The following is a 21,050-nucleotide window of genomic DNA, read 5'->3' as shown; positions in this document are numbered from 1 at the left end:
TGCCCTGTCACCCCCGGCGATTTTTATTCCTAAGGCCTCTTCCATGCCTTTTCCTTCGTTTTCCATCCGGTCGCTATAAGGTGGCGGTGCCTGTCTGTTTATAGCGATGGGCGATGAAGTCCGCCGCTATGTTGAACAGAAGCGTGAACACGAAAAGCACCATGCCGATGGCGAAAAGGCTGTGATAATGGATTCCCCGGAAAGCCGCCTCGGCCATTTCCGCCGCAATGGTTGAGGGCATGGGCCTGACCGGAGAGAAGATGGATGTGGGAATCATGGCCGCGCCGCCCGCCACCATGAGAACCACCATTGTTTCGCCCATTGCCCGGCTCATTCCCAGGATCACCGCCGTTGACACGCCCGAAAGAGAGGACGGAATGGTCACCCGGTAGAGGGTCTCCCAGTGGGTCGCACCAAGGGCCAGGGATGCCTCCTTCAAATCTTGGGGAACCCGGAAAATTGCGTCTTCGGAAAGGCTCGTTATGGTGGGAACCGCCATGAAGGCCAGCATGAGGGCCGCGTTGAAGAGGTTCAAGCCCGTTGGCGCGTCGAAGGTCTCCTGCAAAAATGGCGCGAAGATCACCATGCCGAAAAAGCCGATGACCACCGAGGGAAGGGCGGCCAGAAGTTCAACCACGGGTTTTACGATTTCCCGCGTTTTCGGCCCGGCGATTTCCGCAAGGTAGATGGCGGTCATGACCCCCAGCGGCACTGCCATGAGCGAGGACAGCAGGGTCACCACGCCGGAGCCCACGATCATGGAAAGAATGCCGAAATCGGGCGGGTCGCTTGTGGGATACCAGAATTTTCCGAACAGGAAATCTTTTACCGACACGGTTTTGAAAATCGGAAGCCCTTCCATGAACAAAAATATCATGATGAGGGCCAAAATCCCCAGGGACACCATGCCCACACCCAGAAACATCTTCTGGATGAGGCTTTCCTGCGCCTGGCGCGAGAGTATCGATTTTCTTTTCATTTTTTCACCTGATGAAAATACTTGGAAACTCTATTGAGCCTGTGGTTTCACCCTGGGAGCGCGGGCGTCCCGCCCGCTTTTGCCGTCCAATGCGGGCGGGACGCCCGCGCTCCCAGGAAAGAAGGGCCTTGCGCTCATTTGGCTCCAGCCGGAGGCTGACAGCCACGACACTCCCTGCTTTTCGATCCGCCCCGGACAGAGGCTGGCCACAAGCGATGAAATGCAAGGAAGAGTGAAGCGGGCGGGGAGGAATAGTACTTGCCGTACATGACGACCCGCCCGCTTTGCTCTGACACCGCAGTTCGCGCTTGTGGACGGCCTCCTAGTAAAGAGGTACGAAGCCCGCCTTGGTGACCAGCGGCTGGCCTTTTTTCGGGTTCAGCACAAAGTTGATGAAATCAAGCACGTCGCCTTCGGGCCAGTCGTTGGTGAACATGAAAAGCGGGCGGCTGATGGGGTACTTGCCGGAGATGGTGGTGGCGGCGGTGGCCTTGATCCCGTTCACCGTTAGGGCTTTGACGCCCTTTTTCACGTAGCCTATGCCGTCGTAGCCTATTGCGTACTTGTTGCCTGCAACGGTCTGGAACAGTGCGCCGGAGGAGGCAACCATCTGGGCGGCGGGGGTGACGCGCTCCTTCTTCATGACCTTCTCTTCCCAGGTCTCGTAGGTGCCGCTCGATGTCTCACGGCCCACCACCACTATGCCCTTGTCGGGTCCGCCCAAGGCTTTCCAGTTGGTGACCTTGCCCGTATAGATGTCCTTAAGCTGGGCAAGGGTGAGGTTGGCGACGGGATTGGAGGGGTGCACTATGGGCACGATGGAGTCGTAGGCCACGCAGAAGGGCACCGGGTAGCGGCCCTTTTGCACTGCGCGGGCCACTTCCTCCTGCTTTATGAAGCGGGAAGCGTCGGCTATGTTGGTGGTGCCGTCGATGATGGCCTTGATGCCGTTGCCGGAGCCGCCGCCGGAAACGGAGATCTTTACAGCGGGGTTTTCCTTCATGAACTGCTCGACGCACATCTGGGCAATGGGTAAAACGGTGGTGGAGCCATCTATGCGGATGGAGCCAGCAAAAGCCGTGGTTCCAAGGCTTACGATGGCCAGGGCCAGAATCGCCGCCAATGCCTTCTTCATCTGTCAATCCTCCGGTAAGGTTTATCTGTGGTATGCGCGAACACTCACCGCGCCGTTTACGAAAAGGAAGATGACGATAAATTGTTAGGATTGTGTGAGCGGGGCATGAGAAATTGACTATGCGCGGCAAACAGCCCGTGAACGGGACCGAAAATATCTTTATGAAAGAGGCCGGGCCGTGATCTGGCCGGTGGGGTCCACCTCGAAGACCTTGCTTCCCAGCCTGTGGCTTACCCTGAGCCTCAAGGTCTCCTCCCGCCTGTCCAAAACCTCCACCGTGACGTCGGGAGGAATGGAATATGCGGGGTAGGCCCGTTTCAGGGCGTCCAGCTTGAGCCCGGCGGCGGGCCTGTATTCGGAAAGGTAGGACCTGGAAAGGGAAAAAACCTTTGCGGCGGTTTCGCGGGCCTCCTGGTCGGCGGCCTCCGGCGTGGCGATTCTTGACGGCGTAAACGGTCGGCTTGGCGTCACGAGCGATGCTTCGGCCTTCTGGGCCGGAGAGGTTATCCGCCCGTCCGAGTTCACCTCCCAGACTGCGCCGCTTCCCGGATGCCTTGCCCGTATCCGCAGGGTTTGCCTTCTTCCGTCCAGGATATCCACGGTGACTCCGTCATCCCGTCTGCCGCACCAGGCCCCAAGGTCGTCCCTGGTCAATGTCCTGTCCGGGTTGGAGTAGAAAAAATACTCCGCCGCGCTGTAAGCGTTGCGGGCCGCCAGACGGGCTGCGGAGCCCGGGTCGGGATAGCGGGTAGACGGGAAAGGCCCGTACAGTTTGGGGGGCTCGGATTCTTCGGGATACGTGAAGCGGGCAATCAGGCGGGCCAGCCTTCCGCGAGGCACTGACCGGATGTTGCCCTGGGCGTCAACCTTGTGGATGAACCCGCCGTGGGTGTGATGCACATTTAGTCTTAAGCCGTCAGGACTGCCGTTTTCGATTTCAAGGCTTATGTCGGAAGGCGCATTGAGCCCAAGGGTAACGAGGGCCATCCTGTCCAGCCTGGTTCCCCCGCATTCCATAAAATAGGCCTGGGCGGTCTGATACGCCTGCTTTGCGACCATTTCAGCCTGGGCGTCTGCGGACGGGGAGACGGGTTCCAGCGTAAAGAGCCCGATGAAAATGACGGCCATCATGGTGAGTAACAGGAGTACGATCTTCATGAGGCAATTGTACACCGCCCGTGCGCTTCGGGTCAACCGGCCTTCAGATTCCTTTCGAGCATTAAAAGGATGTGGGGATTGTTACGGGGAACCCTGAAAGAAGCGGAGGGAAAACATCTTCCTATGCTGGCTTCAGCCTTTTCCTCACTCCCGCCATGAGCTTTGTTTGGCGGGACTCGCGTTTTTGAGAGCGCCTGGCGGCGGTCGGACGAATTCTTTTCTCAATCTCGACCCAGTGGATGAGCATCCTCAGGGCCTTGTTGACATCCTCGTCCGTCGGAAAGGCCTGGGCCACGTCGGGGTCCAGACGCACCGTGCCGTAGGCCTTGCGGTAAAATTCCACATACTTGCCTTGAATCCCGTTTTTAAGGAGCGGTTTCAAGTCATACTCAGGAAGAAGTTCATCTTCTTCGTCTTTTTTTTCTGTCGTTTTCATAATCCCTGCGTTCTTTTTTAGTTGGTTCTCTTGCGCTGATTATGCGAATTTTTTCTTCTCTATGCGCATGGGACACCATTAACAGGCGGCCCCCAAAACTCAACCCGATAATTATGAAACGGTCTTCATCATCCGAATGCATCGGGTCTGAAAAAGTAACGGAAAGCTCATCATCAAAAATTTCCAAAGCTTCCTGAAAGCTGACTCCATGCTTTTTCAGGTTGGTCCTGGCCTTATCCTCGTTCCACTCGAACATGTCCATCTCCTTGCATTGAAGCAGCTTTTTGAATTGGCTGCCTCGTAAAAATTGCGTATCATCCCAATTTCCTTACCAAAGGCAAATCGTATAGTATATAGGTAAATCGTATAGTATATAGGTAAATCGAATTGACTAAAAATAATACACACAAAGCGGCCTGTCAACCCGCCTTCAGATACTTCTCCAGCCGCAAAAGCCCCTCCGCTATGTTGTCCAGGCTGTTGGCGTAACTGAAGCGCAGAAAGCCCTCGCCGCCCGGGCCGAAGTCGATGCCGGGGGTCACTCCCACGTGGGCGTTTTCCAGTATGTCGAAGGCGAGCCGGTAGGAGTCGGCCCCGAACATCTTCGCGTTGGCGAAAACGTAAAAAGCGCCGGTGGGCTCGCAGGCGATGGAAAAGCCAATCTCACGCAGGCGGCGGATCATAAACCTGCGGCGCTCGTCGTAGATGGCCCTCATGCGCATAACGTCGTCATCAGCCTGTTTCAGCGCCGTGATTCCCGCCACCTGGGCCATGGCGTTGGCGGAGATGAAAAAATTCTGATGGAGCTTCTGAAGGGGCCTTATGAAAGGCGCAGGCGCGATGAGGTAGCCCAGCCGCCAGCCGGTCATGGCGTAGGCCTTGGAAAAACCGTTTAAAACGAAGGCGTTGTCCGTGAACTCCAGGATGGAGTGTTCCTTTCCCTCGTACACCAGGCCGTGGTAAATTTCATCCGACACCACCATGGGCCCAAGTCCCGCGATTTCCTTCATTCTTTCGGCTGAGAGAAGGGTGCCCGTGGGGTTCGAGGGGCTGTTTATGAAGATGACCTTTGTCCTGTCCGTTATCTTTTCCGCGATTGCGGAGGGCGTAAGCTGGAAGGCGTCGTCCTCGGATACCGGAACCCTAACCGGCACGCCGCCCGCGAACCGGATGAAGTTGGGGTAGCAGGCATAGTGGGGGTCGGAGATAATCACCTCGTCGCCCGGGGAAAGAAGGGCCGCGAAGGCCATGAAGATGGCCGGGGACGACCCGCAGGTCACCACCACCCGGTCGGGGCTCACGGTTACGCCGTAGGTCTTCTTATAGTGATCGCAGATGGCCTCCCGAAGCTCGATCATCCCAAGGCTGTGGGTGTAGTGGGTGTGGCCGTCCTTCAAGGCCCTGATTCCCGCCTCAACGATCACTTCCGGGGTGTCGAAGTCGGGCTCGCCCACCTCAAGGTGGATAACGTGAACGCCCTCGCGCTCCATGGCCTTGGCCCGTTCAAGGACCTCCATGACTATGAAGGGGGTTATATCGGAAACCCTTTTGGAGACCAGCGCCTTATCCATGATTTTTATCCTTCCCGCTAACACACAGCTTTTGATTCTTTGAACCTGTCTTTCGAATTAACCAAAGCGGCGAGGGGCCTTGTCTCCTGGGAGCGCGGGCGTCCCGCCCGCATTGGGCGGCAAGAGCGGGCGGGACGCCCGCGCTCCCAGGAAAATCCCGGCCCGCACTAAATCACTTTATTAAGCGAATACTCGATAATGCCTTCAGCGCCGTTTTCGAGAAGCTTCGGAACAAGGTCGCGTACGACGTGGATGTCCACCACGGTTTCCACGGAAAACCAGCGTTCCGGTTCGTCCACTTCCTGGGCGGTGGAGAAGATCCCCTCGGGCGTCCAGAGCCTCGACACCGTCGGCGCTTTGAGGCTTGGGAGTAAATCCACCACGGTTTTCAGATCTTTGCCCAAAACGTTCATTTTAAGGCCCACGAGCTTCTCGGCCCGGAGCGCCCCCGAAAGGAGCGTGGCTATCTGCTCCAGTTTCTTGCGTTTAACCGGGTCCGCCCAGGCCTTGTGATTGGCGATGAGGCGGGTGTTGGTCTGCATCAGCTCCTTTATGACCCGAAGGGAATGCGCCCGGATGGTGCTCTCGGTCTCGGTGACTTCAACTATGGCGTCGGCAAGGCCCGAGACCACCTTGGCCTCGGTGGCCCCCCAGGAGAACTCCACGTCAACCGGTATGTTCTGCTCGGCGAACCAGCGCTTCGTGAAGCCCATGAGCTCGGTGGCGATTTTTTTCCCGGCAAGGTCTTCGGGGGTTTTCACCGGCGAGTCGTGGGCAACCGCCAGAACCCATCGGGCGGGCCTTGAGCTGACCTTGCTGTAAACAAGGTCGCAAACCACGTGGATGTCGCTCTCGTTTTCGGCGATCCAGTCCTTGCCGGTGAGGCCCGCGTCAAGGACTCCGTTTTCCACGTAGCGGCTCATTTCCTGGGCCCGGCAGATGGCGCAGTCTATGTCCGCGTCGTCAATTTCCGGGAAATAGCTGCGGTTTCCGACGCTTATGCGCCAGCCCGCCCGCTTGAAAAGGGCCAGGGTGGCGTCCTGAAGGCTTCCCTTGGGGATGCCGAGCTTTAACTTGTTCATTTTCCGTACACTTTCTTCGGGTCAAAAACCGGTTCGCCCACTATTACAACTTTTCCGTTTTCAATTTTTTTATGGAAACAGGACTTGTGCCCGGTGTGGCAGGCGGCCCCGCCCTTTTGGATCACCTTCATAAGCACGGTATCGTCGTCGCAGTCAATGCGGATTTCTTTTACTATCTGCACGTTGCCGCTGGTTTCGCCCTTTATCCACAGCTTGTTCCTGCTGCGGCTCCAGTAGGTGGCGATTCCCGTTTCCAGGGTCTTTTCCCAAGCCTCGCGGTTCATGAAGGCCAGCATCAGAACCTCGCCGGTCTCCGCGTCCTGGGCTATGGCCGGAATCAGCCCGCCCATCTTGTCGAATTTGAGTTCCATTTCGATTTTTGAACCTCGCTTCAAGTAACGAGAGGGGTTCCGGCATGAAAACCGAACCCCCTCCGTTGAATTTTCTTATCGCTCCTCAAGGCCGGTCACAAGCGATGAGCCGCAAGGAAGGCGGATTCGGGCGGGGAGGAATAGTACTTTTCGTACATGACGACCCGACCGAACCCGCCTGACACAGCGGATCGCGCTTGTGGACAGCCGCCTAAACCGGCAGCCCCAATTTGAATTTGAGGGATTTGAGAGTATTGGCCATGAGCATGGTGATGGTCATGGGGCCCACGCCGCCGGGCACGGGGGTGATGGAACCGGCGATTTCCTTGGCCGCTTCGAAATCCACGTCGCCGCGAAGTATGGGCACGGCCTTGCCGGTCTTCTCGGAGATTTTTTCGCCCACGCGGTTGACGCCCACGTCGATGACACATGCGCCGGGCTTGATCCATTCGGGCTTCACAAGGCCGGGTACGCCCGCCGCCACGATGAGGATGTCGGCGCGGAGGCAGTGGCCGGCGAGGTCTTTGGTGCCGGTATGGACAACCGTTACGGTGGAGTTCGCGCCCTTGCCCTTTTGCATCATCATGACCGCGATGGGTTTCCCGACGATGTTGGAGCGGCCCACGACGACAACTTCAGCGCCCTTGGTTTCGGCTCCTGAGCGCACGATGAGTTCCTGGATGCCGGCAGGCGTGCAGGGGGGGAACTTCACTTCGCTTCCGCCGATCATGAGGCGGCCCACGTTGACCGGGTGGAAGCCGTCCACGTCCTTGTCGGGATCGATGGCCGTCAGCACCTTCTTCTCGTTTATGTGCTTGGGAAGCGGAAGCTGGACCAGGATGCCGTTGATATTGTCATCCTTGTTGTACTTGTCGATAAGGGCCAACAGGGCTTCTTCCGAAAGATCGACCGGCTGGGTGTCCTGGATTTCGTGGAAACCAAGCCGATGGGCGGTCTGGATTTTAAGCGTGACGTAGGAGATGGAGGCCGGGTTTTCGCCAACGAGTATGGTGACGAGCCCCGGAACCTTGCCGTACTTTGCCTTGATCGCTTCAACTTCCTGCTTGATTTCGGCCAGGATTTCCTCGCGGATTTCGCTTCCCTTGATGAGCTTTGCGGACATGTGGCGTTTCCTTTCGTGTTTTTCCGCAAATTTTTGCGGATATGGTAGGGGTTGTTTCCAAAAAAAATTTGTGGCACCGAGGTTGCGATTTCGCCCCGCCGATAAGGCGCGCGACTGAGGAATACTTAACGTATTCCGCAAGGAGCGCAACACAGTCGGAGGGGATGAAGGCGCAACCGAATGCAAAAGTTTTTTTGGAAACAGCCCCTAAAGGCCGGAAAACGCGTCCCGGCCTTTTCGGACAATTGGCGGCGGTCATCCCCGCCGCAAAAAAACGGTTATTTATGGAACAGATCGCCCGCCCCGTCAAGGCATTTTGACGGGCGCGGGAAATCGGCCGTTGGAAAAAACGCTCTTGTGTGATAAATCCGCACAATGGCGCAATAAGCGGCAATCATCGGCTCCCGTAACGCGAAAACCCGAAAGCGGCGGAAAATGCAGGCATCCACCATAGCTGAAATCAATCTCGACAACCTCGCCAAAAACGCAGTGGCGGTGCGGGACCTTGTGGCACCGTCGCGGGTGATCTGCGTGGTGAAGGCCGACGCCTACGGACACGGGGCCGTGGCCGTAACCGGGCATCTGATAAAGCACGGCTTCGATTTTTTCGCCGTGGCAAGGCTCGCCGAAGCGCAGGAACTTCGGGAAGCCGGTATTGACGCTCCCGTCCTGATCTTCGGCAGGCTCTTTCCGGGCCAGATTAAAGAGGCTGCGAAAAACGGTTTCCGGGTCACGGTTTTCGGGGCGGAAGATATCGAGTGGATAGAGCGGGAGGGCTGCGGCTCGCCCGTAAAGGTCCACGCCAAGATCGACACCGGCATGGGCCGGGTGGGGCTTTTGAGCGAAAACGGGCCGGATTTCTTCAGAAGGCTGGCGGGTTCGCGTGCGTTGGAAATCGAGGGGCTTTACTCCCATTTCGCAAGCGCGGACGAGGCCGACCTCACCTTTGCCCGGATTCAGATGGAACGCTTCCGGGCGGCTGTCTCCGAAGCGTCTGGCGCGGGAATCCGCCACCCCATGATTCACATGTCGAACTCCGGCGGCGTGCTGGCCCTGCCGGAAGCCCGGTTTTCGGCGGTTCGCACCGGCATCTTCCTCTACGGCCATTATCCGTCAGGGGAAGTCGCCCGCACCCTTCCGGCGCATCAGGTGATGAGCCTAAAAGCCGCCGTGGCCCACGTGCGCAATCTGCCAGCAAACACGCCGGTCAGCTACGGCTCAACCTGGGTCACGCCACGTCCTTCAAAAATAGCCGTAATTGCGGCTGGTTACGCCGACGGAGTAGACCGGCGCATGGGCAACCGCTGCCATGTTCTCATAAGGGGACAAAAATGTCCCATAGTGGGCAGGGTCACCATGGACCAGATAATGGCGGACGTGACGGGGCTTGACGCGAAAGTGGGCGATACTGCCCTTTTGTGGGGAGATTCGGACCAGGGCTCGATTAGCCTGCTGGAAGTCAGCCAGACCATAGGAACCATCACGTACGAACTCACCTGCGGAGTGGGAAAACGCGTGCCCAGAATTTATAAGGACCAATAGCGCTTGTCAGCTTGTTACAACACGCGCGATGCAGCCCGAATAAAAACGATGAAATGCAAGGAAGGCGAGCAGAAAAGGAGGGAGCGTACTCTTTTGTACGTGACCGACTTTTCTGCGATGCCTGACACAGCAGTTCGCGTTTTTAGGCGGGCGTACAGGAGAAGCAATGGACTGGAAGATTTTCGCCACCACCTTCGCCACTCTCTTTATCGCCGAGATGGGCGACAAGACCCAGCTTGCCTGCATCCTCATGGCGTCCAAGACGGGAAAGCCCTGGACCGTCTTTCTGGGCGCGTCCCTGGCCCTGGTGGCGGTGAGCGCCGTGGGGGTTCTTTTCGCCTCGTTCCTGTCCCAGCACGTCGAACCTGCTCTCATCAAAAAAATCGCGGCGGTCGGCTTTATCGTGATAGGAATTCTTATCTATTTCGACAAGTTGTGACGATCACCGGCTGTCAGCAGCAGCACCCGCCGGATGAGCCCGAACATCCGCACGAGGCGTTTTCCGGCCCCTTGATCCATCCGCTAATTATGTAGGCTGCGCAGCCCACCCCCGGAGTTACGCTTATGGCTTCGGTGGGGCAGTTTCTTGCGCAGGCCCCGCACTCGATGCAGGCGTCACGGTCGGCGAACACGGCCTTTTTTTCCGCCAAGGCGAAAACCCCGTGGGGGCAGACCTCGGTGCAGGCCCCGCAGCCCACGCAGGCGTCTTGGTTCAAGGCGACGGTGCTGGCGCCGTTGATGTAACGTATTGCTTTCATAGTTAATCTCCCTCGCTTTTCCTATCTCAAAAATCCCGCAGTAACCCACAGCCCAAGCGAAATCGCCAAGCCCGCCGCCTGGAATGGTATGGCCTTCCGCATCTCCCTTTCAACCCCTGTGGGGCTCGTGATGGGCGTGGCCCCGGTGAAATTCATGGCAAGATAGGACGACAGAACCGTGGCCAGGGCCAGCACGGCCAGCATTTCCGGAAAGATCATCCGGCTGCGCCAGAAAAGGGCGGCGAAAAGGCCGGCGACGGCTCCCGTGATCGCGCCCTTCACCGAAAAGGCCCGGCCCGGAATCACCGGCAACAGGGCCGGAACAGCCACCGCGCCCGCCAGTACCGCAAGGGCGTAGGCGTAAAAAAGCGTGAGGCCCCGGCCAAGGGAAGCGCCGAAACCCGCGCCTATGGCCGAGAGCAGGAGGGCGGAAACGAAGATCACCGCCGTGGGGCGCGCCAGGAGGGAGACCTCCACGGGTATCAGCACCAGCCGCCGCAGAAGGGGAAAATCGATGCTTCTCATTCCGGGTCCGGCCTTTTTTCCGTTTTCGATATAGGCCCTGATGTCGGAAGCCCTTACCGGCCCCCAGGACACCGAAAATCCGCAACCCTTTTTCACCTCCCTGGCCGAGACCCCAGGCGCTCCAAGCTGGGGAAGAATCAGCTCCCGGTGGCTCACCACGGCGGCAAGGCCGGATTCCGCGACCCTTCGGCAGACCTCCCCCGTGGAAAAGGTGCCCTTTCCTGCGGCGCACCAGACGTTGACTCCATCGGTGTCCAAAACCAGAATCCAGGCCGAAATCCCGGAAAGCTCCTTCCTTAAGGCGTCAAAGGTGAGTTTGTAGTTGGCCGTCACGAAAACCGGCGAGTCCGGCCCGGCCCCGCCCACCGAGTAAAGGCCGGGGGATACCTTGTAATCCTGCCGCCCCGGCCCAAGCCTGGCCAATGCCGCGCCCGCCCAGTCCTTGGGGGAAAGCCGCGTTTTAACCCTTGGAACCGGCCCCGCCGGGGTTTCCGTAAATCCCTCAACAAACCCGCAAAGGCTGTAGCCGGGGATAGGCTTGCCTATTTTCGGCGGCGGCGCGCCTCCGCACCCGCAGGAGACGTCGGGGCCGGACTCCGACTGAATCCGGCCGCTTGAAAGGTCAATTATCTTCATTCGCCTTTTCCCTTTTCGGGGTCGTCCGCCTTTTTGTCGGCGCAGCGGCAGGCGCAAAGCCCCTTAACATCGCAGGCGCTGAACCCGGCTTCCTTCATGGCCTTCAAATGCTTGCCGATGACTGCTTGGGCCTTGGGCCAGTTTTTGGAGATTTCGCTGCAGCAGGATGTGTTCATGGTCTTCATTCGATTTTTCCTTTCATTAGTTCCTCAGCCAACTTCAGAAACTCTTTCAGCACCGTTTTATCCACGCAGTAGCAGTTGCAAAGACCCTCCACCTCGCCGCCAACCAGCCCGGCCTCCTTCAGGGCCTTCAAGTGCTGGCTCACCGTTGACTGGGCAAGTGGCAGGATTTTCACTATCTCGCCGCAGAAACACCTGTCCTCGGCCAGAAGATGGGCCAGAATCCTCACCCTTGCCGGGTGGGCCAGGGCCTTGCACAGGCTTGCGAATCTTTCGGGATCGAAAATCTTCTTCACGGGGCTTGCCCTCCTTCATCGTAAATCTACGATAAACGATAGAGAAGGCCGACGTCAAGGAAAATCTTTGCGGGAAATATTACGGCGGCGAATCGGGCTGTTACCTGAGGTCCTTGCGATAATCCCTGTAGGTTTCCTTCATGGCGGCCACCAGCGGGGTGTAGGAAAACTGGAGCTCCCGCACGATCTTTTCCCCGGAGTGAATCCAGTGCTCGGAAAGGGGAAAGGGAAGCGGGATGCGCTCGGCCTCGATCTTGGAAACCGGCATTACCTGGGTCTCTATCTTGCGCTCCATGGCCTGTTCCAGGACGTCCGCCAGCCGCCCGTATGAGATGAGTTCGGGGGCAGCAAGGTTATAGACGGCATCCGCCGCCTTTTCGCTTTCAAGGCTTTGGATGACGGCGCGGGCCACGTCGGCCACGTATACGAACTGGAAAAGAGCCATGTCGCCCTTGGGGATGGTGACGGCCTGGCCATTTTCAACCAGGTCGAAAAAATAGCTCTCCCGTGGCGCGTAGTTGTAGCGCCCGAAAACAACCACCGGGCGAAGAATGGTATAGGGGATTTTTTTCAGAATGCCCTGCCCGATAACTGCGTGCTCGGCCAGGCGCTTGTCGTAGCCGTAGGTGGCCGCAGGCCCCGGAAGCGGCAGGGGAGCGGAAAGAAGGGGGGCGTTCTCGGTCACCGGAAGCACCCTTGTGGGGGCGTAGACCGAGACCGTGGAGATGAAAACGTACCGGCCCGCGCCCTCCGGCGGAAGGGCCGCGAACAGGCTCTTTATGGCGCTTTGGTGATAGGCGCAGAAATCCACCACGCAGTCCCAGGTGTCGGCGGCAAGGGCCGCTTTGAGGGCTTGGGCGTCGTTTCTGTCGCAGACTTTTTCGGTTACGCCCGGCATGTTCAAGGGGCGGTGCCCGCGATTGATTACTGTGATGTCCAGGCCGCCAGCCTTCAGCGCCTCCTCCACGAAAACCCGGCCCAAAAAATAGCTTCCCCCTATAACCGCCACTTTTTTCATGGGACAGGCTCCCCTTGCCGGAAAAAGGTCGGAATGTGTTAATATGGCTCAGTTATAAAGGCAGGGAGCTTTGCAGGCAACCATTATCTTTTTTGGATCGAACCGATGGACCGTGCGCCCGCAATAATCCACGTTGACATGGACGCCTTTTACGCCTCGGTGGAAATCCTGGACCGGCCCGAACTTTTTGGCCTTCCGGTGATCGTGGGGGGCGGCGGCCCGCGCTCGGTGGTGTCCGCCGCCTCCTACGAAGCCCGCCGCTTCGGGGTGAAAAGCGCCATGCCTGTTGGGGCGGCCCTTCGCGCGTGCCCCCATGCCGTTGTCCTTCCGGTGCGGATGGAGCGCTACATCGAGGTCTCCCGCGCGGTGATGGCCGTTTTCCGAAGGTTTTCGCCCCTGGTGGAGCCCCTTTCCCTGGACGAGGCCTTCATAGACGTCACCCGGTCCAGAAGGCTTTTCGGCGACGGAAGCGAAATTGCGCGGAAAATCAGGGCCGCGCTGCGCTCGGAGCTTCACCTTGCGGGCTCTGCCGGGGTTTCCTCCACCAAGCTCGTGGCGAAAATCGCGTCCGACATGGCCAAGCCCGACGGCCTTTTGGTGGTGCCTCCCGAAGAGGCGGAGGCCTTTCTGGCTCCCCTGCCCGTGGGCCGCCTTTGGGGGGTTGGGCCTTTGGCGCAGAAAAAGCTCCTTACACTGGGTGTGCGCACCGTGGGCGAGGCAAGAGCGCTTCCCAGGGAGGTCCTTATAAGAAACCTTGGAAAACTTGGGGAGATCGTCTTCGATTTTTCAAGGGGGATTGACGTGCGAACCGTTGAACCGCCCGAAGCGGCCAAGTCCATCGGGCGGGAAATCACCTTCGACAGAGACATTTCGGACCGGGAGGAGGCCCTCCGCATGATCCTGGCCCTTTGCCGAAAGACCGCCCGCCGACTGCGCAAAAGGGGAGTCGCGGGCCGCACCGTCACCCTGAAGGTCCGCTACGGCGATTTCACAAGCGTCACAAGGAGCCACACCCTTTCATCCCCCACCGACGACGCAGGAACTCTCTACGCCGCCTGCCTGCCCCTTGCCCAAAAGACCCGGCTGGGCCATGACCCTGTGCGGCTCCTTGGGGTCTCGGTTTCGGGCCTTTGCGCCCCTGGCGCGCCTTTCCAGGAATCCCTTTTCGACGCCTTTGACCCGGAAAAACGAAAGCGGCTCAACAGGGCCGTTGACGCCCTGTGGGACCGCTTCGGGGAGGATGCCGTCAAACCGGCAGCCCTGTTGAAGGACGAGTGATTGCGCAGGATGCGCAAGTTCCGTTCCGGCTGTTTTCAGGCCCGGCTCAAAGCACTGAAAGGTCCTCCCCGGAAAGGAGAGTGAAGCCCTTTTCCGTAAGGACTTCCGTGGCCTTATCAAGGGGCTCCAGGCGGAAGATCATTATGGCGGTGCCGCCCGTGGGGTTGGCGTAGGCGTACATGTATTCGATGTTTATTTCCGCGTCGTTCAGAACGTCCAGCACCGCCAGAAGCCCGCCCGGCCTGTCTTCCACGCGCACCGCGGTCACCTGGGAAAGGCGCACGGTGAAGCCGTTCTTGCGCAGAGCGCTCCTTGCCGCCGGGTTGTTGCTGACGATGAGGCGCAGGACCCCGAAGTCGGAGGTGTCGGCCAGGGACAGGGCCCTTATGTTGACGCCCGCGTCCGCCAGGATGCGGCCAACCTCGGCCAGGCGGCCCGCCTTGTTTTCCAGGAAGATGGATATCTGCTCAACGTGCATGGCTCACCTCTTTGTCGATTGCGCAACTGCTTTTGTATCATGGAAAGTTTGGAATACCGGAAATATAACCTATAAAACCCGGCGACGCAATACCCGAACCGGGCGCTTTCGGGCAAGCCGAAATTTTACGGGCTCAAAAAAATCCTATGGGTTTTCATTTATCCATCTGCCGCCCTCGCCCGCCTTGGCCATCCTCTCTGTGAGCCTCACCTTGACCGGGATTCCCAACTCCTGGTTGAGGGCCGCTTCCAGGCTTTTGGCGTGGCGCTCCAGAACCTTTATTTCATCGGAAAAAAGCGTGTCGTCCACAGGGATGGAAAGCTCGAGCCCGAAGGGTTCGTCCCGATTGCCGGGCCTTAAGCGGTAGTCCGACGGCTCCTGGCCCAGGGCCTTTTTGGCGTGGGCCATTATCTGGCTTTCGGAGACCTTGACCCCGCGAATGAGCCGGGCGTCGTCGGTGCGCTCGAATAGCCAGGATATGCGCCGGAAGGTGCGCCCGCAGGGGCAGGTTTCGGTGATGAATTTCGCCCGGTCGCCGGTCCTGAACCGGATGAGCGGGAAGGCCCTGGCGGTGAGGGTGGTGAGCACCAGCTCGCCGGGCTTGCCAGCTTCCAGGGGCCTTCCGGTTTCGGGGTCCACGATCTCCGGGTAGAAATGATCCTCTGAGACGTGCAGGCCCTCGTGGGCGTGGCACTCGAAGGCCACTGCGGGACCGGGGGCCTCGGAAAGCCCGTAATGGACCCAGGCCGTGGCGGAAAAGGCGTTTTCCAGGTTTTCGCGCATCCGGGCCGAGACCGGCTCGCCCGCCAGGATGAGGGTCTTTAAGGCCAGGGAGGCGTTGGCCGCGCCCGCGCTGGCGAGTTTCGCCGCGAGCTTGTCCGCCAAAGACGGGCTTGTGACAAGGACCGTGGTGCGGTAGTCCGAAAGCACCATGCGCTGTTTTTCCAGGGACAGGGAGGTGAGCGGAATCACCGACGCGCCAAGGTCCTCGGCCCCGTCCTTGTAGTCGCGGCCCCAGTTGGCGAGGCCGGAATCGAAGCATATCTGGAAAACGTCGGTCTCGTTGACGCCCGCCGCATGGAGCGCGCGGGAGAGGATTTCCCTCCAGGTGAAGAGGTCATTTCTGGTGTAGCCGGTCACGGTGGGGGCAAGGCCGGTGCCCGGCGCGGTGTGGATGCGCACGATGTCGCGCAAAGGTGCCGCGAACATGCCGTAGGGGTAGTGCTCGGAAAAATCCTCCCTCCGGGTGAAGGGGAGCTTCGCAAGGTCCTCCAGGGATTTCACCCGGCCCGGCTCGCTGCCCTCCACGGCCAGCTTTTCCTGGTAAAGCCTCACCGATTTCACGGCCCGGTTCAGGGTGGCCTGCAAAAGCTCCAGTTGCCGCTGTTCGCGGGCTGCTGCGCTTACGAGTTCATCCTCTCGGATTGCGGAGGCGGTCATGGCGATGGTCCAATTCCTGATCAAAGAAAAAGAATATTTTTCAAGCCAATTGCAAGACCTTTGGTAGGTTGGGTGGTTCCGGGCCGCAAGGCCCCAAGTTCACCCAACAATTCTCCATGAATTAAAAATGTTGGGTGAACCTGCGCTGCGCGCAGAACCACCCAACCTACAGTTGATACCACTAAAAACCATTCCAAAAGGTGCGGCGTTAAGCCTGATCAAAAACGATGAAGTGCTAAGGTTGGCGGGAAGGACGCGTACTAAAAGTACGCGACGCGCCGCATGACGCAGCAATTCGCGTTTTTGGACAGGCGTTAAGCGCGGCCTTCGGTGAAGGCCGAGTAGTCCTTGCCCAGATAGGCCCTCTTGACCTCTTCGTCGGCAAGGAGCCTCCGGGCCGGGCCGGTGAGGACCAGAAGGCCGGTTTCCAGCACGTAGCCCCGATCGGCAAGGGATAGGGCAGCCTGGGCGTTCTGTTCCACCAGCATTATGGTGAGGCCCTCGCTTTTAAGCTGTTTCAGTGTCGAAAAAATCATCCGCACCACAAGGGGGGCAAGGCCCATGGAGGGCTCGTCCAGCAACAGAAGTTTCGGCCTTGCCATCAATGCCCGGCCTATGGCCAGCATCTGCTGCTCACCGCCCGAAAGTGTTCCTGCCGACTGCTTTCTCCTGTCCTCCAGCACCGGAAAAAGCTCGTAAATCTTTTTGATGTCGGTCTCTATCCCAAAGCGGTCCTTCTTGCGATGCCGCAGATAGGCCCCAAGGGTGAGATGGTCCTTGACGGTGAGGGAGGGGAAGATGAGGCGTCCCTCCGGCACCATGCTGATCCCCGATGCCGTGATCTTCTGGGTGGAAAGGCCCCTGATGCTTTCGCCGCAAAAATCCATTTCGCCGGAAAATTTTGGGATAAGGCCGCAGATGGCCGACAAGAGGGTGGTTTTCCCCGCGCCGTTGGCCCCTATGAGGGCCACCATCTCGCCCTCGTCCACGGACAGGCTCACCCCGGAAAGGGCCCGTATTCCGCCGTAATGGCAAGTCAGATTTCGTATTGCCAGCATCTCAAGTCCCTAAGTAAGCGGCGATAACCTCTTTGTTCGCCTGAATCTGGCGCGGCGCGCCGAAGGCCAGAAGCGCCCCCTGGTCCAGAACCGCTATCTGGTCGGAAACCTCCATGGTGAGGCTCATGTCGTGCTCCACCAGAATCACCGTGACGCCCGTGTCGCGTATCCTTCTTATGAGAGCGGCCAGTTCCCCGGTTTCCGAGGCGTTAAGGCCCGCAGCAGGCTCGTCCAGAAGGATGACGGCGGGGTCGGACGCAAGGGCGCGGGCGATTTCAGCCATGCGCTGCCAGCCGAAGGGAAGGTCCCCGGCCCGTTTTTCAGCAACGCGGGAAAGGCCCACGAAATCAAGAAGCGCCCTGGCCTTTTCAAAGGCCGCCGTCTCCTCGGCCTTAACCCGCCTCGTGTGGGCCGCAGCTCCCAGAAAGCCCGTTTTCGTCCGGGTGTGGCGGCCAACCAGCACGTTTTCCAGGACGCTCATGCCGGAAAAGAGCTCCACGTTCTGAAAGGTGCGGGCTATGCCCATCTCCACCCTCTTATGCACGGCCACCCCGGAAAGCGGGCGGCCCCTGAAGAAGATGCCGCCGGAATCCGGGGTGAATACCCCGGTGATGAGGTTGAAAAGGGTGGTCTTGCCCGCCCCGTTGGGGCCGATGACGGCCTGGATGCTTAGGGGCGCCACGGAAAAGGACACGTCCCGCACCGCCTGCACGCCGCCGAAGGCCTTGGATACCTTTTCAATCGAAAGAATCGGGTCTTTTCCTGATGTCTCTTGCACGCTCATAAACTGAGATAATCCCCCGGACCAGTCCTTCGGGAAAAAAGATCATGACCACTATAAGGATGAAGCCGTAAACCGCCATCTCGTATTCCGCCACCGCGTGGAGAAGCTCCGGCAGAAGGGTGAGAAGGCCCGCGCCCAAAAGCGCGCCCCAGATGCTTGCCATGCCCCCTATGACCACCATTGCCACAAGCCTTACGGAAACCAGGAAGGAGAAGGAGCCGGGGCTTATGAACATCACGCTGTGGGCGTAGAAAAAGCCCGCAAGGGCCGCCAGCACTGCGCTTAGAACGAAAATCTGGAGTTTTACCCTGGCGGTGTCCACCCCAACGCTCATGGCGGCCTTTTCGGAATAGTGGATGGCCCTCAAGGCTCGCCCGATGCGGGAGTTCACTATCCTTGAGCAGAAAAAAAAGGCGGCTATCACTATGAACCAGATGAAAAGGAAGCCGTTTCTGTCCTGGGTAAGGGAAACGGACCCGATGGAAAGGGCCTGCATCCCGTAAAGGCCGGAGGAGCCGCCGGTAACCGCGCTCCAGTTGTTCAAGACCACGTTCACGATCATGCCGAAGCCAAGGGTTCCCATGGCAAGGTAATAGCCCGTGAGCTTCAAGGTGGGAAGCCCCACCAGATAGGCCACCACCCCGGCCAGGACAAGGGCGGCAGGGCCGGAAAGCCAGGGGGACCAGCCGTAGTGGGCGTTCAAAATGCCCGACGCGTAGGCCCCGATGCCGAAAAAGGCGGCGTGGCCCAGGCTGATCTGCCCGGCGTAGCCCATGAGCATGTTGAGGCCCACTGCCAAAAGGGTGTTGATGCCGATGAAGGTGAGAACCTGGAAATAATAGGGGTTGGTGAGGCCCATGCCAAGGGATGCCACCACCGTGAAAAAGACCAGGTAGGAAAGATTCGATTTTATGGATTTTTTCATATTTTCCAGGCGGCCTAAGGCCCTGTCTTTTCAGAACCGATGAACGCTCTTTTCCCCCAAAAGCCCTTCCGGCCTCACGTACAGAATGAGCAGAAGCAGGAGAAAGGCGAAGGCGTCCTTCATGGAGGACGAGATGTAGCCCACGCCCAGGCTTTCGGCTATGCCCAGAATGAACCCGCCCGCCACCGCGCCCCGGAACCCGCCAATACCGCCCAGCATGGCCGCCGAAAAGCCCTTCAGGCCCAGCATGGTTCCCATATCGCAGGTGTTCATGGTTATGGGCGCTATTATGGCCCCGGCAAGCCCCCCAAGGCCCCCTGAAAGGGCGAAGGAGAGAAGCACCATCTTCCTTGTGGGTATGCCCAGAAGCGAGGCGGCCTTCTTGTTTATGGAGGCCGCCTTCATGGCCTTGCCGGTCAGGGTTTTCACGTAAAAAAGATGCAGCCAGAAAACCAGGAATATCACTATCCCCACTATCCACAGGCTCTGGACGTTCAAAAAGGCCCCGGCTATTTCCAGTGGTTCGGCCTCGGTGAAGGGCGGAACCGTGGCCGGGTCCTTGCCCCAGACCAGCATGGCGAGGCTTCTGAACATGATGCTTGCGCCAACGGTGATGATGACCAGCACTATGGGGTCGTCCTTGCGGACCGTGCGTATGGCCCCCCGCTCGAAAACCACCCCCAGGAGGGCCCCGGCGGCGGCGGCGGCCACAAGGGCCAGGGGCCATGGCAGATGGATGGATGCGCCAAGGCCCATAAAGGTCACCATTATCATGGCCCCAAGCATCACGAATTCGCCGTGGGCGAAATTGATGAGCTTTGTGGACGCGAAAAGGGTGGAGTAGCCCAGGGCTATTACCGCGTAGATGGCCCCGTTGGTGGTCCCGGTGAAGAGGTATTGCAAAAACTCCCGCATGTCCCAAATCTTTCGGTCGTAGACAGGCTCAAAAACGGCGAATCATACAAACGTCAGCAGGATGAACCACAAACAGGGCCTCTTGTAAAGCCCCTTATACCGCCAACAAGCCGGGAGGGCGGCGAAACACGAGGTCCGCGCCCTTCCCGGCTTGCCGGGGTTCAAAAAATGTGAATTCGCCCTACTTCATGATGGCGAACTTGCCGTCCTTTATCACCACCATGGTGAAGGCGTCAGCGCCCAGGCCGTTGTGGTCCTGGGGGGTGAAGGTGAAGGTGCCGGAAACGCCGCGCAGCTTCTTGACCTTTTCGATGTTGGCGCGGATCTTGGCCTTGTCGCCCTTGGTGCCCTTGAGCGCCTTTTCAAGAATCATCATGGAGTCCCAGGCATAGCCTCCGAAGGGGGAGGGAGGCGCGGCGTATTTGCCGGTGTAGGCCTTGGCGTAGGCGTCCAGGGAGGCCTTCTGCGGGTCTTTCGCAGCCAGCAGGGCCGCCACGGGCAGCTTGCCGGTGGGCAGCATTATTCCCTCGGCGGCAGCGCCCGCGAGCTCGATGAACTTGGGGGAGGCCACGCCGTGGCTCATGTAGAGGGGGATGCCAAGCTTAAGATCCTTGGCGTTCTTGGCGATGGCGGCGGGCCCCGGATTGGTGCCCCAGCATACGATGGCCTGGGGGGCGAGCTGGCGCATCTTGGTGAGCTGGGCGCTCATGTCGGTGTCCTTGTCGCCGTAAAGCTCGTCGGCAACTATGGTGATTCCGAACTGGGCCGCCTGGGCCTTCAACTGCTCGCGTCCGCTCTGGCCGAAGCTGGTGTCCACGCAAAGAAGGGCAACCTTCTTAATCTTTTTGGCCTTCAGTTGGCGATAGATGGTGGCCACGGCCAGTATGTCGCTCTGGGCGGTCTTGAACACGAAGGACGTGGGAGGAAGGGTGATCTTGTTGCCCGCCGCGCAGCTTATGAGGGGAACGCCCGCCGCATTGGCGATGCCGATCAGGGGCATGGTGGTGGGGGTGAGGCTGGGCCCCACGATGGCCACGACCTTGTCCATGTTGATGAGGCGCTGGGTGTAGGAGACGGCCTTGGCCGGATCGCCCTCGTCATCGTAAATTACGGCTTCCAGCATCTGGCCGTCGATGCCGCCCTTCTTGTTGATCATCTCCACGAAAAGCTCCATGCTTTTCTTTTCTGGGTCGCCCAGCATGGACTGCGGGCCCGTTACTGTGAAAACGCCGCCGATTTTCAGCACCGGCTTGTCCGCTCCAAAGGCTGCGCCAGCCATCAGCACAACAGCCGACAGAAGGCACAACGCGACGATTCCGGCTTTTGACCTAATGCTCGACATGACTGCCCTCCCATTATG

General features: G+C 59.0%; 24 protein-coding genes and 1 pseudogene. 4 read left to right on the top strand and 21 right to left on the bottom strand.

Going from position 1 to position 21,050, the window contains the following annotated elements:
- Nucleotides 1–73 precede the first annotated feature (73 nt).
- The 9 genes and pseudogenes from pstC to folD all read right to left on the bottom strand — a co-directional run bounded on the left by pstC (nt 74) and on the right by folD (nt 7,855).
- On the bottom strand, nt 74–979 hold the full coding sequence (gene pstC, locus HZB23_15105; GenBank protein ID MBI5845986.1) for a phosphate ABC transporter permease subunit PstC: 906 nt from the start codon (nt 977–979) through the stop codon (nt 74–76).
- 322 nt (nt 980–1,301) lie between these two features.
- Nucleotides 1,302–2,114: a phosphate ABC transporter substrate-binding protein gene (locus tag HZB23_15100; protein MBI5845985.1), complete on the bottom strand. Its 813-nt coding sequence runs from the start codon at nt 2,112–2,114 to the stop codon at nt 1,302–1,304.
- A 159-nt stretch (nt 2,115–2,273) separates the two neighbouring features.
- A complete protein-coding gene (locus tag HZB23_15095) occupies nt 2,274–3,272 on the bottom strand; it encodes a hypothetical protein (GenBank protein ID MBI5845984.1) in 999 nt (332 codons plus the stop codon).
- A gap of 238 nt (nt 3,273–3,510) precedes the next feature.
- Nucleotides 3,511–3,708 (bottom strand): annotated as a pseudogene (locus HZB23_15090) (hypothetical protein).
- Nucleotides 3,674–3,970, bottom strand: coding sequence for a BrnT family toxin (locus HZB23_15085; GenBank protein ID MBI5845983.1), 297 nt, complete (start codon nt 3,968–3,970; stop codon nt 3,674–3,676). The pseudogene HZB23_15090 and the gene HZB23_15085 overlap by 35 nt, the downstream one beginning before the upstream one ends.
- A gap of 157 nt (nt 3,971–4,127) precedes the next feature.
- Nucleotides 4,128–5,279 carry a pyridoxal phosphate-dependent aminotransferase gene (locus HZB23_15080; protein MBI5845982.1) on the bottom strand — a complete coding sequence of 384 codons (1,152 nt, stop codon included), beginning with the start codon at nt 5,277–5,279 and terminating at the stop codon, nt 4,128–4,130.
- 167 nt (nt 5,280–5,446) lie between these two features.
- Nucleotides 5,447–6,361 (bottom strand): ATP phosphoribosyltransferase, encoded by a 915-nt coding sequence (locus HZB23_15075; GenBank protein MBI5845981.1) that lies wholly within the window; start codon nt 6,359–6,361, stop codon nt 5,447–5,449.
- Nucleotides 6,358–6,732 carry a phosphoribosyl-AMP cyclohydrolase gene (gene hisI / locus HZB23_15070; protein ID MBI5845980.1) on the bottom strand — a complete coding sequence of 125 codons (375 nt, stop codon included), beginning with the start codon at nt 6,730–6,732 and terminating at the stop codon, nt 6,358–6,360. The genes HZB23_15075 and hisI overlap by 4 nt, the downstream gene beginning before the upstream one ends.
- A gap of 211 nt (nt 6,733–6,943) precedes the next feature.
- Nucleotides 6,944–7,855 (bottom strand): bifunctional methylenetetrahydrofolate dehydrogenase/methenyltetrahydrofolate cyclohydrolase FolD, encoded by a 912-nt coding sequence (gene folD / locus HZB23_15065; GenBank protein ID MBI5845979.1) that lies wholly within the window; start codon nt 7,853–7,855, stop codon nt 6,944–6,946.
- A gap of 164 nt (nt 7,856–8,019) precedes the next feature.
- On the opposite strand from folD, the gene HZB23_15060 reads away from it, so the two are divergent.
- The 3 genes from HZB23_15060 (at nt 8,020) to HZB23_15050 (ending at nt 9,836) form a co-directional block, all read left to right on the top strand.
- Complete coding sequence (locus HZB23_15060; protein ID MBI5845978.1) at nt 8,020–8,175, top strand: hypothetical protein; 156 nt, start codon at nt 8,020–8,022, stop codon at nt 8,173–8,175.
- Nucleotides 8,176–8,290: 115 nt separating this feature from the next.
- Nucleotides 8,291–9,397, top strand: coding sequence for an alanine racemase (alr, locus tag HZB23_15055; GenBank protein ID MBI5845977.1), 1,107 nt, complete (start codon nt 8,291–8,293; stop codon nt 9,395–9,397).
- Between the two features lie 166 nt (nt 9,398–9,563).
- Nucleotides 9,564–9,836: a TMEM165/GDT1 family protein gene (locus HZB23_15050; protein MBI5845976.1), complete on the top strand. Its 273-nt coding sequence runs from the start codon at nt 9,564–9,566 to the stop codon at nt 9,834–9,836.
- Between the two features lie 13 nt (nt 9,837–9,849).
- On the opposite strand, the gene HZB23_15045 is transcribed toward HZB23_15050, so the two are convergent.
- The 5 genes from HZB23_15045 to HZB23_15025 all read right to left on the bottom strand — a co-directional run bounded on the left by HZB23_15045 (nt 9,850) and on the right by HZB23_15025 (nt 12,812).
- Nucleotides 9,850–10,155 (bottom strand): ferredoxin family protein, encoded by a 306-nt coding sequence (locus HZB23_15045; GenBank protein ID MBI5845975.1) that lies wholly within the window; start codon nt 10,153–10,155, stop codon nt 9,850–9,852.
- 21 nt (nt 10,156–10,176) lie between these two features.
- Nucleotides 10,177–11,316 (bottom strand): hypothetical protein, encoded by a 1,140-nt coding sequence (locus HZB23_15040; protein MBI5845974.1) that lies wholly within the window; start codon nt 11,314–11,316, stop codon nt 10,177–10,179.
- The gene (locus tag HZB23_15035) at nt 11,313–11,501 is read right to left on the bottom strand and encodes a hypothetical protein (protein ID MBI5845973.1); all 189 of its coding nucleotides are present in this window, start codon (nt 11,499–11,501) and stop codon (nt 11,313–11,315) included. The genes HZB23_15040 and HZB23_15035 overlap by 4 nt, the downstream gene beginning before the upstream one ends.
- A complete protein-coding gene (locus HZB23_15030; protein MBI5845972.1) occupies nt 11,498–11,794 on the bottom strand; it encodes a helix-turn-helix transcriptional regulator in 297 nt (98 codons plus the stop codon). Before HZB23_15030 ends, HZB23_15035 begins: the two co-directional genes overlap by 4 nt.
- A gap of 100 nt (nt 11,795–11,894) precedes the next feature.
- Nucleotides 11,895–12,812 (bottom strand): NAD-dependent epimerase/dehydratase family protein, encoded by a 918-nt coding sequence (locus HZB23_15025; GenBank protein ID MBI5845971.1) that lies wholly within the window; start codon nt 12,810–12,812, stop codon nt 11,895–11,897.
- 105 nt (nt 12,813–12,917) lie between these two features.
- On the opposite strand from HZB23_15025, the gene HZB23_15020 reads away from it, so the two are divergent.
- Nucleotides 12,918–14,090, top strand: a complete 1,173-nt coding sequence (locus HZB23_15020; GenBank protein ID MBI5845970.1) for a DNA polymerase IV — start codon at nt 12,918–12,920, stop codon at nt 14,088–14,090.
- A 46-nt stretch (nt 14,091–14,136) separates the two neighbouring features.
- Here the strand turns inward: HZB23_15020 and HZB23_15015 are convergent, their stop codons facing one another.
- The 7 genes from HZB23_15015 to HZB23_14985 form a co-directional block, all read right to left on the bottom strand.
- Nucleotides 14,137–14,568: an ACT domain-containing protein gene (locus HZB23_15015; GenBank protein ID MBI5845969.1), complete on the bottom strand. Its 432-nt coding sequence runs from the start codon at nt 14,566–14,568 to the stop codon at nt 14,137–14,139.
- 144 nt (nt 14,569–14,712) lie between these two features.
- Nucleotides 14,713–16,008 carry an AMP-binding protein gene (locus tag HZB23_15010; GenBank protein MBI5845968.1) on the bottom strand — a complete coding sequence of 432 codons (1,296 nt, stop codon included), beginning with the start codon at nt 16,006–16,008 and terminating at the stop codon, nt 14,713–14,715.
- A gap of 314 nt (nt 16,009–16,322) precedes the next feature.
- Complete coding sequence (locus tag HZB23_15005) at nt 16,323–17,066, bottom strand: ABC transporter ATP-binding protein (protein ID MBI5845967.1); 744 nt, start codon at nt 17,064–17,066, stop codon at nt 16,323–16,325.
- A gap of 1 nt (nt 17,067) precedes the next feature.
- Nucleotides 17,068–17,850, bottom strand: a complete 783-nt coding sequence (locus HZB23_15000) for an ABC transporter ATP-binding protein (protein MBI5845966.1) — start codon at nt 17,848–17,850, stop codon at nt 17,068–17,070.
- On the bottom strand, nt 17,804–18,775 hold the full coding sequence (locus HZB23_14995; GenBank protein MBI5845965.1) for a branched-chain amino acid ABC transporter permease: 972 nt from the start codon (nt 18,773–18,775) through the stop codon (nt 17,804–17,806). The genes HZB23_15000 and HZB23_14995 overlap by 47 nt, the downstream gene beginning before the upstream one ends.
- Nucleotides 18,776–18,805: 30 nt before the next feature.
- Nucleotides 18,806–19,690, bottom strand: coding sequence for a branched-chain amino acid ABC transporter permease (locus HZB23_14990; protein MBI5845964.1), 885 nt, complete (start codon nt 19,688–19,690; stop codon nt 18,806–18,808).
- Nucleotides 19,691–19,871: 181 nt separating this feature from the next.
- A complete protein-coding gene (locus HZB23_14985) occupies nt 19,872–21,032 on the bottom strand; it encodes an ABC transporter substrate-binding protein (GenBank protein MBI5845963.1) in 1,161 nt (386 codons plus the stop codon).
- Nucleotides 21,033–21,050: the final 18 nt, after the last annotated feature.

Source organism: Deltaproteobacteria bacterium, from assembly GCA_016235345.1.
Classification (GTDB): domain Bacteria; phylum Desulfobacterota; class Desulfobacteria; order Desulfobacterales; family Desulfatibacillaceae; genus JACRLG01.
Note: the sequence above shows the minus strand (reverse complement) of the source record. Positions and strands in the feature narration are given on the sequence as shown.

Coding starts and splice junctions, on each gene's coding strand:
- pstC (MBI5845986.1), bottom strand. CDS start 979: ATGAAAAGAAAATCGATACTCTCGCGCCAGGCGCAGGAAAGCCTCATC.
- HZB23_15100 (MBI5845985.1), bottom strand. CDS start 2,114: ATGAAGAAGGCATTGGCGGCGATTCTGGCCCTGGCCATCGTAAGCCTT.
- HZB23_15095 (MBI5845984.1), bottom strand. CDS start 3,272: ATGAAGATCGTACTCCTGTTACTCACCATGATGGCCGTCATTTTCATC.
- HZB23_15085 (MBI5845983.1), bottom strand. CDS start 3,970: ATGGACATGTTCGAGTGGAACGAGGATAAGGCCAGGACCAACCTGAAA.
- HZB23_15080 (MBI5845982.1), bottom strand. CDS start 5,279: ATGGATAAGGCGCTGGTCTCCAAAAGGGTTTCCGATATAACCCCCTTC.
- HZB23_15075 (MBI5845981.1), bottom strand. CDS start 6,361: ATGAACAAGTTAAAGCTCGGCATCCCCAAGGGAAGCCTTCAGGACGCC.
- hisI (MBI5845980.1), bottom strand. CDS start 6,732: ATGGAACTCAAATTCGACAAGATGGGCGGGCTGATTCCGGCCATAGCC.
- folD (MBI5845979.1), bottom strand. CDS start 7,855: ATGTCCGCAAAGCTCATCAAGGGAAGCGAAATCCGCGAGGAAATCCTG.
- HZB23_15060 (MBI5845978.1), top strand. CDS start 8,020: ATGAAGGCGCAACCGAATGCAAAAGTTTTTTTGGAAACAGCCCCTAAA.
- alr (MBI5845977.1), top strand. CDS start 8,291: ATGCAGGCATCCACCATAGCTGAAATCAATCTCGACAACCTCGCCAAA.
- HZB23_15050 (MBI5845976.1), top strand. CDS start 9,564: ATGGACTGGAAGATTTTCGCCACCACCTTCGCCACTCTCTTTATCGCC.
- HZB23_15045 (MBI5845975.1), bottom strand. CDS start 10,155: ATGAAAGCAATACGTTACATCAACGGCGCCAGCACCGTCGCCTTGAAC.
- HZB23_15040 (MBI5845974.1), bottom strand. CDS start 11,316: ATGAAGATAATTGACCTTTCAAGCGGCCGGATTCAGTCGGAGTCCGGC.
- HZB23_15035 (MBI5845973.1), bottom strand. CDS start 11,501: ATGAAGACCATGAACACATCCTGCTGCAGCGAAATCTCCAAAAACTGG.
- HZB23_15025 (MBI5845971.1), bottom strand. CDS start 12,812: ATGAAAAAAGTGGCGGTTATAGGGGGAAGCTATTTTTTGGGCCGGGTT.
- HZB23_15020 (MBI5845970.1), top strand. CDS start 12,918: ATGGACCGTGCGCCCGCAATAATCCACGTTGACATGGACGCCTTTTAC.
- HZB23_15015 (MBI5845969.1), bottom strand. CDS start 14,568: ATGCACGTTGAGCAGATATCCATCTTCCTGGAAAACAAGGCGGGCCGC.
- HZB23_15010 (MBI5845968.1), bottom strand. CDS start 16,008: ATGACCGCCTCCGCAATCCGAGAGGATGAACTCGTAAGCGCAGCAGCC.
- HZB23_15005 (MBI5845967.1), bottom strand. CDS start 17,066: ATGCTGGCAATACGAAATCTGACTTGCCATTACGGCGGAATACGGGCC.
- HZB23_15000 (MBI5845966.1), bottom strand. CDS start 17,850: ATGAGCGTGCAAGAGACATCAGGAAAAGACCCGATTCTTTCGATTGAA.
- HZB23_14995 (MBI5845965.1), bottom strand. CDS start 18,775: ATGAAAAAATCCATAAAATCGAATCTTTCCTACCTGGTCTTTTTCACG.
- HZB23_14990 (MBI5845964.1), bottom strand. CDS start 19,690: ATGCGGGAGTTTTTGCAATACCTCTTCACCGGGACCACCAACGGGGCC.
- HZB23_14985 (MBI5845963.1), bottom strand. CDS start 21,032: ATGTCGAGCATTAGGTCAAAAGCCGGAATCGTCGCGTTGTGCCTTCTG.